The sequence below is a fragment of the Propionivibrio sp. genome (genome assembly GCF_047602565.1).
Taxonomy (GTDB): Bacteria; Pseudomonadota; Gammaproteobacteria; order Burkholderiales; family Rhodocyclaceae; genus Propionivibrio.
This window is the reverse complement of the sequence record NZ_JASGGX010000001.1, coordinates 1,029,991-1,042,675: the sequence shown is the minus strand read 5'-3', so window position 1 is coordinate 1,042,675 and position 12,685 is coordinate 1,029,991. Positions and strand designations below refer to the sequence as shown.

The window sequence follows — 12,685 nt, the reverse complement described above, 5'->3', positions numbered from 1 at the left end:
GGTCCTGTTGAACCTCAGAAGCTGTTGACCTGGAACTGGTAGTCGCTGGCGACTTCGCCCAGCAACGCGAGGCGCGTCGCCGGGTCCGCGTCGAGCGCCCGGCAGATCTTCTCGTTGAATCCGACGAGCGCGGCTTTGGCGCTTTCGGCGAGTTCGGTGGTGACCGCCTGGTCCTCGTAGGTGAGGACGTAGGCATGCGCGGCGACGCCGATCACGAAGTAGAGCGCCGCGTTGGCACCGTCCGTCTTCATCAGGCTGAACGCCTCCTTGTACAGGCGCTTGAAATCGTCGGTGCCTCCGCCGGACTGCGCGAATTGGGCTGCGGTTTCCTGGAAGGTCATATGAGTCCTTTCGTTTCGGTTTTGGTGGAGGATTTTCCTCCGTGGGCATGGGACCACTGCATGGGGTCGGCCAGGAAGGTCTCCAGTTCGGCGAGCTCGCGGGTCTGGAACTTCGCGCTTTCGCGCGCCGCGACGAGGATGTCCTGCCACGTCGCCAGCGAATGGACTGTGACGCCCATGGTGTCCAGCACGTTGCGGGTCGGGAAGGTGCCGTAGTCGAAGACGACGAAGGCGTCCTTGACGCGCAGTTCCGCCTCGGCGATCGCCAGGCAGCAGTTCACCACCGAGTAGCCGCCCGACATGAGGTCGTTGACCAGCAGCACCGATTCGCCGGGATGCACCACGCCGACGACCTGCCGGCCGGGGCCGAGCCCCTTGCGCTGCTTGCGCACGTACTGCATGGGCAGGTTGAGCTCCTCGGCGATCCAGGCGGCCAGGGCGATGCCGCTGGCCTCGGCGCCGGCGACCGCGGAGACGCCGTCGAGGCAATGGCGCTTGCGCAGCAGGTCGAGCGCGTACTTGACCAGCTTGCGCCGGATCTCCGGGAAGGAAATCAACCGCCGGCATTCGATGTAGACCGGGCTGGCCCAGCCGGACGGCAGGCGGAACGGCTCGTCCATCTGGACCTCGATGCAGGACGTGGAGAGCAGGGCGAGCGAGACGTCCTTCGCCACGCGGATGTCTTCGTCGTCCCTGAGGGCAGTGGTCGGTGTCATGGCGGAGCCTCCAGCGGATGAGGGGGGGTCAGGTCAGGTCCAACAGTTCTACGCAGTTGCGCCGCGCCCGTCTTCCCCTTGAGCGCATTTTCCCACAGCCACTCGGTCATCTCCTCGTAGAGCCGGACGGGTTCCGGCGCGGCGGTGATGGTGGCGATGCCGTTGCGTATGCTCGGCATTTCGCCGAGCCGGAACGGGCTGACCGCGAGCACGGTGCGCTGCGCTCCGTACAGGAGCTGGAACGAGGCGGCGGGCATGGCGTCCTCGATCAGGCCGATGCGGATGTGCATCGGGCCGTTTTCCATCAGTTCGGCGATGCGTTCGACTTCCTTGCGGGCGGCCTCGATGCGCTGCCGGCGGGTGGACTCGTCGAGGTCCAGCGTGCCGACCAGGCCGGTACGCAGGAAAAGTTCCAGTTCGCGCAGTCCGATCAGGCTGACCACGTTCGGCCGCCGCGCGGCGAACGCCGCCTTGCGTTCGGCCAGGATGTCGAGGATGCCGGCCACCTCCGTGCGGTGGCGGGCGGCCTGCGGCGCGCTCTGCGGCAGCGATTCGAGCAGCATCGCCCGCAGGTGCTCCTGGTAGTCGTCCGAGGCCAGCAGCTGCGAGATCGGCTCGAAGTGGGCGACGATCCGCTCCGCCTCCTGCTCGATCTGCCGCATGCGTTCGAGGAAGCCGCGCGCGGTGGAGTAGTACTCGACCTCGACGCCGAGCAGCGACGCCAGCGACGTGCCCAGCAACTGGGCGAGCCGCTCCAGCGTTTCGATCTTGACGATCTTGCCCTGCTCCATCCGGTACAGCGCCGCCCGCGAGATGCCCAGGCGCTCGGCCACCTCGTCGGCCAGCAGCGAGGCGCCGATGCGGTAGGCGCGCAGGCGGCAGCCCAGCTCCGCGTAGTCGATCGACGACGGGACGGCGGCGGGGGGAGGAAGCGACGGCGCGGGCATCGGTCAGCGGATTTCGTGGATTGCCCGGTCGAGCACGTCGACGCCGAGCATGAAATCGTCGAGGTCCATGGCCTCGTCCGGGTTGTGCGAGCCGTTCTCGTTGCGCACGAAGATCATGCTGCTGGGGATGCCGGCGTTGGCGAACATCGAGGCGTCGTGCCCCGCGCCGCTGGGAATGACCTCGAACGGGATGTTCTTGCCGGCGCAGACCTTCGACAGCAGGTTGCACAACTGCGGGTCCATGGTCGCCGGGCTGGACAGCAGGCGGCGGTCGAACTCGAAGCGCACCTGCCGCTCGCGGCTGATCGCGGTGCACTCGGCGCGCATCAACTGGTAGAAGGCCTCCAGCGTGTCGATGCTCTTGCTGCGCACCTCGAAGCTGAACTTGACGTGGCCGGGGATGCGCGAGGTGGCGTGCTCGGCGGTGTTGGTCGACAGCATGCCGGTGGTGACCACGAGGTCGGTGCCGCGTTCGAGCAGCACGCTCCAGTGCTCGTCGAGCCGCATGATCAGGTCGGCCACCGCGAACATCGCGTCGCGCCTGAGCCAGCGGGGAATGGCGCCGGAGTGCCCGGAGGCGCCGATGCACTGCACGCCGTTGTGCCGGATGTTGCCGCGTATGCCGGAGACGATCGCCACCGGCAGCTTGCGCGCCTCCATCACCGGGCCTTGCTCGATGTGCAGTTCCAGGAAGGCGCGCACCGTCTGCGGATCGAAGAGCGCCTGCCCGGCGCGGATCGCCTCCATGTCGGCGCCGACCTGCTGCATGCAGGCGCCGAGCGTTTCGCCGGTGTCGCGCTGGCGCAGCGCCAGATCGTCCGCGTCGAGCTTGCCGAGCAGGGCGGACGAGCCGATGTAGGCCTTGCCGAACCAGGCGCTTTCCTCGCCGCGGAAACCGAGCACCTGCAGTGGCAGCGGCGAGCGCACGCCGCTGCGCTGCTGTTCCAGCAGACAGAGCAGGCCGGCCACCACGCCGGCCAGTCCGTCGTAGTTGCCGCCCTGCGGCACCGAATCGATGTGCGAGCCGCACCACACGGCCGGCGCGTCGGCGGGCGCGTCGGGGAAGCCGATCACCAGGTTGCCGGCGCGGTCGGCCCGTACCGCGAAGCCGGCGTCGGCGGCGAAGCGGCGCAGGTAGTCCGCGGTGGCGGATTCCCGGGCACCATAGCTTTCCCGCGAGACGCCGACGCCGTCGAACGTGAGTTCGCGGATCTCGGCGAACAGTTTTTCCGCGATGGAGCGCGATTCCTTCAAATCCATGGGCGTGTGTCCTGGCGTTCGTGTCGATGCCGCGGCGAGCCGGCCTTTACTTGAGTTCCGTGCCCTTGAGCTCGGGGATGAGGAACACCGTGGCGATCATGTCCAGCACGTAGATCGCGGCGAGCAGGCCGATGGCGATCTGGAACGAGTACGTCGCCACCAGCGAGCCGACGACGACCGGCCCGAAGCCGCCGACGCCGCGCCCGATGTTGAACAGCACGTTCTGCGCCGTGGCGCGCGCCTCGGTCGGATAGCCCTCGGACATCAGCGCGCCGTAGCCGCCCATCATGCCGTTGACGAACATGCCGAGCGCCGCGCCCGCCCACAGCATCAGGCTCTGGTCGGCGAGGTTGGAATAGGTCAGCACCATGATCACGGCGCCGGCCTGGAAGAGCAGGAAGGTCGGCTTGCGGCCGATGCGGTCAGCGAGCTGGCCGAACACCCAGATGCCGAACATCATCCCGAGGATGGTCACCGCGGTCCACATCGACGACTTGGTCAGGCTGAAGCCCAGCTGCTTGGAGAGGAAGTTCGGCATCCAGATCATCAAGCCGTAGTAGCCGAAGTTCTGCACCGAGGTCAGCACCACGATGCCGACGCTGATCTTGCTGGTCGCCGTGTCCTTGAACAGCAGCTTGAAGGCATCGATGATCGAGCGGCGCTTGGCCGTGCTCCTGACGAACAGTTCCGGCTCGTGCAGCCGGTTGCGGATGAACCAGGCGACGAACGCCGGGATCACCCCGACCAGGAACATGCCGCGCCAGCCGATGTTCGGCAGCAGCGCCGGCGTGACCAGCGCGGCGGCCAGCACGCCGAGCTGCCAGCCGAGCGCGACGTAGGAGGTGGCGCGCGCACGGTGCTTGGCCGGCCAGGCTTCGGAGGCCAGCGCCATGCCGATGCCGAACTCGCCACCCAGGCCGACTCCGGCGATGGTGCGGTAGAAAAGCAGGTCCCAGTAGCCGCTGGCCACGGCGCACAGGCCGGTGAAGACGGCGAACAGGACGATGGTCCAGGTGAGCACGCGGATGCGCCCGTACACGTCGCTCAGCGCGCCGAAGATCAGCCCGCCGGCGACGGCGCCGACCAGCGTCCAGGTGACCAGCGAACCGGCCTGGGTCGGCGAGAGCTGCAGGTCGGCCGAAATCGCCGAGAGCATGAAGCCGAGGATCAAGAGGTCGAAGCCGTCCATCGCATAGCCGACGGTCGAGCCGGCCAGGGCTTTCCAGCCGTACTTGCTGACTTTTTCGTCGGTGCCGCTGGCGGCGACCGGAGGATTGGCGCTTGTCGTTTCCATATCGAGGATCTCCCAAAAGAAAAAAGCTGCCGCGGGATGAGCACCGCAAAGGTATATGAATGAATTCTGAAGGCTTGTTTAAAAAAAGATACCAGTCTAAATTTTGAGACGCAAGTGCTATGTGGGGGCATGAAGGTTGGGCGCATTCGCTCCTCCCCCTTCAAGGGGGAGGCTGGGAGGGGGATGGGGTGTTGCGGCGAGGTTGGGCACTCACCCCATCCCCACCCCAACCCTCCCCTTGAAGGGGAGGGAGAGGCGTCTCAGCTCCCGCGCGCGGCGTCGGGGAGATATCCCGCCGCGACCGCGGCGTCGATCAGGCGGTTGGCGAGCGCGCCGAGTTCCGGCGCGCCGCGGGTGATCGATTCGGCCCGCCGGCGCACCTGTTCGGCGCGGACGCCGTTGGCCCGCCAGGCGCTGCCTTCGGTGAGCGCGTTGTGGATCATCGGCATCAGCCGGTCCACGGCCAGCGCGAAACGCGCTTCCGGCGTCTCGCCGGCGGCGAATTCGTCCCACAGCGCGCGCAGGCGCTGCGCCTGCGCCGGCGGCAGCAGCCCGAAAATCCGCTCGGCGGCATCCTGTTCGCGCTGCTCCTGCGTCTCGGCGCCGCGCGCGTCGTAGGCGAAGGTGTCGCCGGCATCGATCTCGACGAGGTCGTGCACCAGCAGCAGCTCGATCGCCCGGCCCGCGTCGACCGGGCGTTCGGCATGCTCGGCCAGCACCAGCGCCAGCAGCGCCACGTGCCAGCTGTGCTCGGCGCTGTTTTCGCGGCGGCTGCGGTCGAGCAGCGTGTTCTGGCGGAGCACGGTCTTGAGCCGGTCGATTTCGAGGAGGAAGGCGAATTGCCGGGCGAGCGGGCCGAATTCGGGAGGCAGGGGAGAAGTCATGGCGTATGGATGGCGGAGTGATGGAAAAGGAGTCAGCGCCGCCCGCGTCCGATGAGCGCGGCGACGACGGCGTTGTGGTACAGCCGGGAGCCGCCCGGCGGGCGCTCCGCCGGCGCGAGCTGGCCGGTCCCGTAGGCGCCGAGGATCGGCAGGCCGGGAAAGCGCGCGCGCAGGGCCGCCAGATCGCGGTCCTCGCCGCCGTAGAAGAACGGGCCGCGTCCGATGCACGAGAACATCAGCGCGCAGGCGGGCGCCGCGACTTCCAGCCGGGCGACGGCGGCGCGCATTTCAGCCTCGGCCGCCGCCGGCTGCCGCGTGGCCCAGGCCAGGTACTGGCCGCCGCGCACCCGCTCGGCGAGGGTGACCGTATGTTCGGAGGCGGCGTCGATCACCGCCGCGATGCGATCGCCTCGCCCGTGGCGCGGATCGTCCGGCGCCGGCTCGGCGTCGTGGAGAATCGCCGCGAGGTGGTGCGCGTGCCGGGCCGGCGCGTCCCGCAGGTCGGGCGGCAGGGCGTCGCGCAGGCTTTGCGCGGCGGGCCGGCCGTCCAGCGTTTCGAGATCGAAGCCGGAGGCGCGCGTGATCCGCTGGGCCTGGCCGAGCACGCGCAGGCCGGTTGACAGGCCGACGGCGATTTCGGCGCCGCCCAGCGACAGGCTGGCGTGCGGCGCGGCGGGCCGGCCTTGCTGCCAGAGCGCCGGCCCGCCGCGCGTCGTCGGGTCGGCGAAGCCGCTGCCGAGCACGCCGCCGAAACGCGGCGCCATGGCCAGCCAGTCCGCCGGCGGCAGCGCGTCGGCGAGGCCGAGCAGCGGGGCATCGGCGTGCGCGCACGGGGCCAGGGAAAACGGATCGCCGAAGACCAGCGCGGCCGCCGCCGGGCGGTCGAGCACCCAGCCCTGCTCGGTCAGCACGCCGGGCGCGATGCCGCCGGCCACCTGCAGGCATTGCGCGGCGTGCGCCGCGGCCGTCACGGCGGCCTGGGCGCAGCGCGCGAATTCCGGGGTCAGGAAGAGCAGCACGGCGTTGGCCCGGGCGAGCCCGGCCTTGTCCAGCGCCGCCGCGACCGCCTCCTCGGCCAGCCGGGCGTGCGCGGCGTTGGCGGAGACGAGAGCCGTGGCGAGCGTCATCGGAGAGCGGTGGAATGGGAGCGGGAGCAGGCCTACGCCGCGACGCTCGCGGCCGCGTTCTTGTGCGGGAACTCGCAGTATTCGGCGATCACGCAGCGCCAGCACTCCGGCTTGCGCGCCTTGCAGACGTAGCGGCCGTGCAGGATCAGCCAGTGGTGGGCGTCCTTGCGGTAGACCGGCGGCACGGCCTTGAGCAGCCCGAGTTCGACGGCCAGCGGCGTCTTCCCCGGCGCCAGGCCGGTGCGGTTGGCGACGCGGAAGATGTGCGTGTTGACCGCGATGGTCGGTTCGCCGAAGGCGGTGTTGAGCACCACGTTGGCGGTCTTGCGCCCGACGCCGGGCAGGGCTTCGAGCGCGGCGCGCTCGTGCGGCACCTCGCCGCCGTGCCGTTCGAGCAGCAGCCGGCAGGTGGCGATGACGTTCTTCGACTTGGTGCGGTACAGGCCGATGCGGCTGATGTATTCGGCCAGCTTTTCCTCGCCGAGCGCGAGGATCGCCTGCGGCGTCGGCGCGTCGGCGAACAGCCGGCGCGTGGCGACGTTGACGCTCTTGTCGGTGGCCTGCGCCGAGAGGATGACGGCGATCAGCAGCTGGAACGGCGTGGCGTATTCGAGCTCGGTGGTCGGCGCCGGATTGGCCGCCTTCAGGCGTTCGAACAGGGCAGTGCGGCGGGCGGCGTTCATGGGCAGTGGTCGGGAGCGGTCAATGGCTATGGCCGGCGGCGGCCGGGGCGAGCGGCGCGCGTTTCCCGCGCGCGGCGGCGCGCGCCTCGATCCAGTTTTTCCAGGCGACCAGGCAGCCGAGCACGATGAACGCGCCGGGCGGCAGCAGGGCCAGCAGGAAGCCGGGGTAGTCGGCGGGGAAGAGCTGCAGCGGGCTGAGCCCGGGGATGACCATGTCGATGCCGGAGAACAGCGTGCCCTTGCCGATCAGCTCGCGCAGGCCGCCGAGCAGGGACAGCGTCCACAGCATGCCGACGCCCATGAACACGCCGTCGAACATCGACTGCAGCGGCGGGTTCTTGTTGGCGAAGGCTTCGACGCGGGCGAGCACGATGCAGTTGGTGACGATCAGCGGAATGAAGATGCCGAGCACCAGGTAGAGCTGGTGCAGGTTGGCGTTGAACAGCAGGTCGACCACCGTGACCAGCGTGGCGACGATGAGGATGAACACCGGGATGCGGATCTCGTGCGGGATCAGGTTGCGCAGCGCGGAGACGGCGGCCCCCGAGAGCGCCATCACCAGGATGGTGGCCAGCGACAGCATGGCGCCGTTGACCAGGTTGGTGGTGACCGCCAGCAGCGGGCACAGGCCGAGGATCTGCACCAGGCTGGAATTCTGTTTCCAGACGCCGTTGGCGGCGATCTGGCGGAGTTCGGCGGGGGTCATGGTGTCTCCTTTTCCGCTACTGTGACGCCAGGATGCGTTCGCGGTTCGCCGCGACGAACAGCCCGGCCTTGCGCACCGCCTTGATCACCGCGCGCGGCGTGACCGTGGCGCCGGCCACCGAGTCGAAGCGGCCGCCGTCCTTGCGCACCTGCCATGCATGCGCCTCGATCGTCGCCGGGTTGAGCCCGTCGAACTGGGTGATCCACGGACGCGCCTTGTTGCGGTCCTTCTGCGGCTCGATGTAGTCGCCGAGGCCGGGCGTCTCCTTGTGCGCGATGACGCGCACGCCGATCACCTCGCCGTCGGCGCGCAGCGCCAGCAGCAGCCGGATCTTGCCGGAATAGCCGTCGGGCGCCACGGCTTCGAGGACCAGCGCCTCGATCCGGCCGCTCTTGCGCGCGCGCAGGATGCGTGCCGGGGCGTCGAGGCCGAGCTCCGGCGCGGCGCCGAGCACGGCGACGTCGTCGAGCAGCTTGTTGTCGTAGCGATCGCGCGGCAGCACCGCGTCGATCAGCTTCATCTTCTCCTCGGCGGCGGCCGCTTCGATGGACGGCAGCGTCCACAGGTACGCGCCCGACAGCAGCGAGGTGAACACCAGCACGAACAGGAACAGGATCAGCGCCGTGCGCGCGGCCATCCGGGGGGCGGTGATGGGCTTGCTCTGCGTCATTTCTTCATGCCGAAGATCGGCGGCTGCGTGTACAGGTCGATGACCGGTACGCAGATGTTCAGCAGCAGCACCGCGAAGGCCACGCCGTCCGGGTAGCCGCCGAAGACGCGGATCAGGTAGGCCAGCACGCCGGCGGCAAAGCCGAAGATCAGCTTGCCGCGCGGCGTCGTGCAGCCGGTCACCGGGTCGGTGGCAATGAAGAACGCGCCGAGCATCGAACCGCCGGAAAACAGGTGGAACAGCGGGTCGGCGAAGGCCTCCGGTTGCCACAGCCACAACGCGCCCGAGATCGCCGCCAGCCCGCCGAGGAAGGCGACCGGCACGTGCCAGCCGATGACCCCGCGCCACCACAGCCACAGCCCGCCGAGCAGGTAGCCGGCGGAAACCCATTCCCAGCCGTGCCCGGCGACGTACCCGAACACGTGGCGGTCGGCGGTGATCGCGGCCACGCCGGTCCGTCCCTCGCCGAGCTTGAGCGCCGTTTTCAGCGCGTCGAGGGGCGTGGCGCCGGTCAGCGCGTCGAGGCGCGGCGCCTGGCCGAGGATCAGCGCCAGCCGCTCGCCGAAGCCCGCGCCGGCATCGATCGCCGGCCATTGCGACATCAGCGCCGGGAACGAGACGATGCACACCGCGAAAGCGATCATCGCCGGGTTGAAGGGGTTCTGCCCGAGGCCGCCGTAGAGGTGCTTGGCCACCACGATGGCGAAGGCCGTGCCGACCGCGACCAGCCACCACGGCGCCAGCGGCGGGAAGGCCAGTGCGATCAGCCAGGCGGTGACCACCGCGCTGCCGTCGCCGAGGAACAGCCCGAGCGGCTTGCCGCGCACGGCGAGCATGACCGCCTCGGCAAGCAGCGCCGTGGCCGTGGCGATGCCGAGCTGCACCAGCACGGCCGGGCCGAGCAGCCACAGGTAGGCGGCGACGCCCGGCAGCAGCGCGGCCAGCACCTGCAGCATGACGCGGCGGACGCTGATGTTCTGCGCCAGATACGGCGGCGTGATGAAATCCGTGGGACCGTTCATTCAGTCTCTTCCAGGCGTTCCGGACGCCGAACGCGCGGCGGGCGCGGCGAGAAACCGGTAAGGCTCATTGTTGTTCTCCCCGCGCGTCGTGCGTCTCCGCCTGCGGCGCGGTCGCGTCCTGTTCCTGCAGCGGCGCGCGGCGCTTGTCGATCTCGGCGATTTCCTTGCGCTGGGTGGCGGTCAGGCCGTCGAGATTTTTCGGCTGGACACTTTCCCGCTGCGCGCGGGCGCGCTCCATCGCCGCGGCGATGGCCGCCTTCTTCGCCGCTTCCGCGTCGACCGGAGCGGCATTGGCCGGCGTCGCTCCTGCCGGCGCACCGGCGGGTGCCGCCTTTTCCGCCGCCTTGGCCGCGGCGGCCCGGGCCAGCCGTTCGGCCTTCTCGGCCTTTTCCCGCTCGTCGCGCGCGTTGCGCCACTCGAAGCGCGCCTTGGCCGCGTCGGCGTTGAGCTTGTCCCGCTCGCGCGACCAGATTTCGCTCTTGGCGAAACGGAAGTACTGCACCAGCGGGATGTGCGACGGGCAGACGTAGCTGCAGCAGCCGCATTCGATGCAGTCGAACAGCTGGTATTCCTGCGTCTTGCCGAAATTGCGAGCGCGCGCGAACCAGTACAGCTCGAACGGCTGCAGTTCGTGCGGGCAGGCCAGCGCGCAGGCGCCGCAGCGGATGCACGGCATCTCCGGCGCGGGCGGCGGGAACAGCGCCGGCGAGCCGGCGATGATGCAGTTGGTGGCCTTGACCACCGGGGCATCCAGGCTCGGCAGGTCGAAGCCCATCATCGGGCCGCCCATGACGTAGCGGTTGGTGTCGGCCCGCGGGCGCATCAGCGGCAGGACTTCGCGCAGCGGCGTGCCGAGCAGGAGCTCCCAGTTGCGCGGCTGTTCGACGTTGCCGGTGAGCGTGACGATGCGCGACAGCACCGGCTCGCCGAAGGCCACGGCGCGCCACGCGGTGTAGGCCGTGGCGACGTTGAAGCACTGCACGCCCATTTCCGGCGAGCGCTTGCTGGCCGGGACTTCCTTGCCGGTGAGCACGCGGATCAGCTGCTTGGCGCCGCCGGCCGGGTAGCGAGTCGGCACCGCGATCACCGCGAAATCCTCGCCGACGGCGCTTACGGCCGCCCGCATGGCGGCGATCGCCTCGGGCTTGTTGTCCTCGATGCCGATCAGCACGCGCCGCGGCTGCAGCAGATCGCGGAAGATGGCCGCGCCGCGCACGATGCCTTCGGCGCGCTCGCGCATCAGCATGTCGTCGCAGGTCATGAACGGCTCGCACTCGGCGCCGTTGATGACCAGCTCCTCCATCGGCACGGAGCGGGCCGCCTCGGTCTTGACGTGGCTGGGGAAGACGGCGCCGCCCAGGCCGACCACGCCGGCGTCGCGCAGGATCTCGCGCACGCGCTCCGGCGTCAGCGCGGCGTGGTCGAGCGGCGTGCGTTCGATCCACTCGTCCCGGCCGTCCGGCTCGATGACCACCGACAGTGTCGGCAGGCCGGACGGGTGCGCGGCGGTGCGCTCCTCGACGGCGAGCACGGTGCCCGAGGTCGGCGCATGCACCGCCGACGAGACCCATTTGTCCGCCGCGCCGATGCGCTGGCCCTTGCGCACGCGCTCGCCGGCCGCGACCAGCGGCTGCGGATGGCCGCCGATGCTCTGGTGCAGCGGCACGATGAGCAGCGAGGGCAGCGGGGCGATGCCGATCGGCGCCTGCACCGACGGCGCCTTGTGCGTTTCCGGCTTGACGCCGCCCTTGAACTGGAAAAGTCGCTGGAGCATGGTCGTCCCGCGTTCAGGCGGCGCGCCGCACGGGTTCGGCCGCTGGAGAAACGGCGCGGATGGCGAAGACCGGATATTTCCACTTCCAGCTGTCGATCTTCTCGGGCACCGGCTCCATGCTGATGCACTCGACCGGGCAGGGCTTCACGCACAGTTCGCAGCCGGTGCACAGCGCGGCGACCACGGTGTGCATCTGCTTGGCCGCCCCGACGATCGCGTTGACCGGGCAGGCCTGGATGCACAGCGTGCAGCCGATGCACAACTGTTCGTCGATGAGCGCCACCTGCCTGGGCTTTTCCTCGGCGTCGAGCGGCTTGACCTCGCGCCCGAGCAGGTCGGCCAGCTTGGCCACGCCTTCCTGGCCGCCGGGCGGGCAGCGGTTGATGTCCGCCTCGCCCTCGGCGATCGCCTGGGCGTAGGGCCGGCAGCCCGGATAGCCGCACTGGCCGCACTGGGTCTGCGGCAGGATGGCGTCGATCTTCTCGACCAGCGGGTTGCCCTCGACCTTGAACTTGATCGAGGCGTAGCCGAGCGCCGCGCCGAGGATGACGGCGCCGAGCGCCATGATGAGGAGCGCGGTGAGCATCACTGATACTTGTCGAGGCCGGCGAAGCCCATGAAGGCGAGGCTCATCAGCCCGGCGGTGATCATCGCGATCGACACGCCGCGGAAGGGCGCCGGCACGTCGGCACCCTCGATGCGTTCGCGCATGCCGGCGAACAGCACCAGCACCAGCGAGAAGCCGACGGCGCTCCCGGCGCCGAACACCAGCGATTCGAGGAAATTGTGCCCGTTGGCGACGTTGAGCAGCGGCACGCCGAGCACGGCGCAGTTGGTGGTGATCAGCGGCAGGTAGATGCCCAGCACCTGATGCAGCACCGGGCTGGTCTTCTGGATGACCATCTCGGTCAACTGCACGATCGCGGCGATGGTGACGATGAACGAGATGGTGCGCAGGTATTCCAGGCCGAAGGGCGTCAGCAGCAGGTGGTCGATCACGTAGCTGGCGCCGGTGGCGACGGTCAGCACGAAGGTCGTCGCCGCGCCCATGCCGAAGGCGGTGTCCAGCTTCTTGGACACGCCCATGAACGGGCACAGGCCGAGAATCCTCACCAGCACGACGTTGTTGACCAGCACGGCGCCGATGACGATGAACAGGTAATGGACCATTGTTCCTGCAAGCGGTGGTTTCAGTCGGATCAGGCGGGGATTATCCGCTTTCGCCTAATGCCGTTCAACCACGCAATCAGTGCATGAATAT

General features: G+C 69.3%; 14 protein-coding genes. All 14 read right to left on the bottom strand.

Annotated features, from left to right (window positions below; genetic code table 11):
• Window positions 1-14: 14 nt before the first annotated feature.
• On the bottom strand, window positions 15-341 hold the full coding sequence (locus QM701_RS04750; RefSeq protein WP_415165940.1) for a hypothetical protein: 327 nt from the start codon (window positions 339-341) through the stop codon (window positions 15-17).
• Window positions 338-1,057, bottom strand: coding sequence for an orotate phosphoribosyltransferase (locus tag QM701_RS04745; RefSeq protein ID WP_415165939.1), 720 nt, complete (start codon window positions 1,055-1,057; stop codon window positions 338-340). The genes QM701_RS04750 and QM701_RS04745 overlap by 4 nt, the downstream gene beginning before the upstream one ends.
• Entirely contained in the window at window positions 1,054-2,004 is a 951-nt protein-coding gene (locus QM701_RS04740) for a helix-turn-helix domain-containing protein (protein ID WP_415165938.1), read from the bottom strand. The genes QM701_RS04745 and QM701_RS04740 overlap by 4 nt, the downstream gene beginning before the upstream one ends.
• A gap of 3 nt (window positions 2,005-2,007) precedes the next feature.
• Window positions 2,008-3,264 carry a hydantoinase/carbamoylase family amidase gene (locus QM701_RS04735; protein WP_415165937.1) on the bottom strand — a complete coding sequence of 419 codons (1,257 nt, stop codon included), beginning with the start codon at window positions 3,262-3,264 and terminating at the stop codon, window positions 2,008-2,010.
• Between the two features lie 46 nt (window positions 3,265-3,310).
• Window positions 3,311-4,558, bottom strand: coding sequence for an MFS transporter (locus QM701_RS04730; RefSeq protein ID WP_415165936.1), 1,248 nt, complete (start codon window positions 4,556-4,558; stop codon window positions 3,311-3,313).
• 260 nt (window positions 4,559-4,818) lie between these two features.
• Window positions 4,819-5,442, bottom strand: coding sequence for an HD domain-containing protein (locus QM701_RS04725; RefSeq protein WP_415165935.1), 624 nt, complete (start codon window positions 5,440-5,442; stop codon window positions 4,819-4,821).
• Window positions 5,443-5,474: 32 nt separating this feature from the next.
• Window positions 5,475-6,569 carry an FIST C-terminal domain-containing protein gene (locus QM701_RS04720; protein ID WP_415165934.1) on the bottom strand — a complete coding sequence of 365 codons (1,095 nt, stop codon included), beginning with the start codon at window positions 6,567-6,569 and terminating at the stop codon, window positions 5,475-5,477.
• Between the two features lie 32 nt (window positions 6,570-6,601).
• Window positions 6,602-7,252, bottom strand: a complete 651-nt coding sequence (gene nth, locus QM701_RS04715) for an endonuclease III (RefSeq protein WP_415165933.1) — start codon at window positions 7,250-7,252, stop codon at window positions 6,602-6,604.
• A gap of 19 nt (window positions 7,253-7,271) precedes the next feature.
• Complete coding sequence (locus QM701_RS04710) at window positions 7,272-7,958, bottom strand: electron transport complex subunit E (protein ID WP_415165932.1); 687 nt, start codon at window positions 7,956-7,958, stop codon at window positions 7,272-7,274.
• A 16-nt stretch (window positions 7,959-7,974) separates the two neighbouring features.
• Complete coding sequence (gene rsxG / locus QM701_RS04705) at window positions 7,975-8,628, bottom strand: electron transport complex subunit RsxG (RefSeq protein WP_415165931.1); 654 nt, start codon at window positions 8,626-8,628, stop codon at window positions 7,975-7,977.
• On the bottom strand, window positions 8,625-9,650 hold the full coding sequence (locus QM701_RS04700; protein WP_415165930.1) for an RnfABCDGE type electron transport complex subunit D: 1,026 nt from the start codon (window positions 9,648-9,650) through the stop codon (window positions 8,625-8,627). Before QM701_RS04700 ends, rsxG begins: the two co-directional genes overlap by 4 nt.
• Window positions 9,651-9,714: 64 nt before the next feature.
• A complete protein-coding gene (rsxC, locus tag QM701_RS04695) occupies window positions 9,715-11,424 on the bottom strand; it encodes an electron transport complex subunit RsxC (protein WP_415165929.1) in 1,710 nt (569 codons plus the stop codon).
• A 13-nt stretch (window positions 11,425-11,437) separates the two neighbouring features.
• Window positions 11,438-12,010 (bottom strand): electron transport complex subunit RsxB, encoded by a 573-nt coding sequence (gene rsxB, locus QM701_RS04690; RefSeq protein WP_415165928.1) that lies wholly within the window; start codon window positions 12,008-12,010, stop codon window positions 11,438-11,440.
• Entirely contained in the window at window positions 12,010-12,594 is a 585-nt protein-coding gene (gene rsxA, locus QM701_RS04685; protein ID WP_415165927.1) for an electron transport complex subunit RsxA, read from the bottom strand. Before rsxA ends, rsxB begins: the two co-directional genes overlap by 1 nt.
• Window positions 12,595-12,685: the final 91 nt, after the last annotated feature.

Excerpts from the sequence above, each read along its gene's own strand:
- QM701_RS04750 (WP_415165940.1), bottom strand. The coding sequence starts at position 341 with ATGACCTTCCAGGAAACCGCAGCCCAATTCGCGCAGTCCGGCGGAGGC.
- QM701_RS04745 (WP_415165939.1), bottom strand. The coding sequence starts at position 1,057 with ATGACACCGACCACTGCCCTCAGGGACGACGAAGACATCCGCGTGGCG.
- QM701_RS04740 (WP_415165938.1), bottom strand. The coding sequence starts at position 2,004 with ATGCCCGCGCCGTCGCTTCCTCCCCCCGCCGCCGTCCCGTCGTCGATC.
- QM701_RS04735 (WP_415165937.1), bottom strand. The coding sequence starts at position 3,264 with ATGGATTTGAAGGAATCGCGCTCCATCGCGGAAAAACTGTTCGCCGAG.
- QM701_RS04730 (WP_415165936.1), bottom strand. The coding sequence starts at position 4,558 with ATGGAAACGACAAGCGCCAATCCTCCGGTCGCCGCCAGCGGCACCGAC.
- QM701_RS04725 (WP_415165935.1), bottom strand. The coding sequence starts at position 5,442 with ATGACTTCTCCCCTGCCTCCCGAATTCGGCCCGCTCGCCCGGCAATTC.
- QM701_RS04720 (WP_415165934.1), bottom strand. The coding sequence starts at position 6,569 with ATGACGCTCGCCACGGCTCTCGTCTCCGCCAACGCCGCGCACGCCCGG.
- nth (WP_415165933.1), bottom strand. The coding sequence starts at position 7,252 with ATGAACGCCGCCCGCCGCACTGCCCTGTTCGAACGCCTGAAGGCGGCC.
- QM701_RS04710 (WP_415165932.1), bottom strand. The coding sequence starts at position 7,958 with ATGACCCCCGCCGAACTCCGCCAGATCGCCGCCAACGGCGTCTGGAAA.
- rsxG (WP_415165931.1), bottom strand. The coding sequence starts at position 8,628 with ATGACGCAGAGCAAGCCCATCACCGCCCCCCGGATGGCCGCGCGCACG.
- QM701_RS04700 (WP_415165930.1), bottom strand. The coding sequence starts at position 9,650 with ATGAACGGTCCCACGGATTTCATCACGCCGCCGTATCTGGCGCAGAAC.
- rsxC (WP_415165929.1), bottom strand. The coding sequence starts at position 11,424 with ATGCTCCAGCGACTTTTCCAGTTCAAGGGCGGCGTCAAGCCGGAAACG.
- rsxB (WP_415165928.1), bottom strand. The coding sequence starts at position 12,010 with ATGCTCACCGCGCTCCTCATCATGGCGCTCGGCGCCGTCATCCTCGGC.
- rsxA (WP_415165927.1), bottom strand. The coding sequence starts at position 12,594 with ATGGTCCATTACCTGTTCATCGTCATCGGCGCCGTGCTGGTCAACAAC.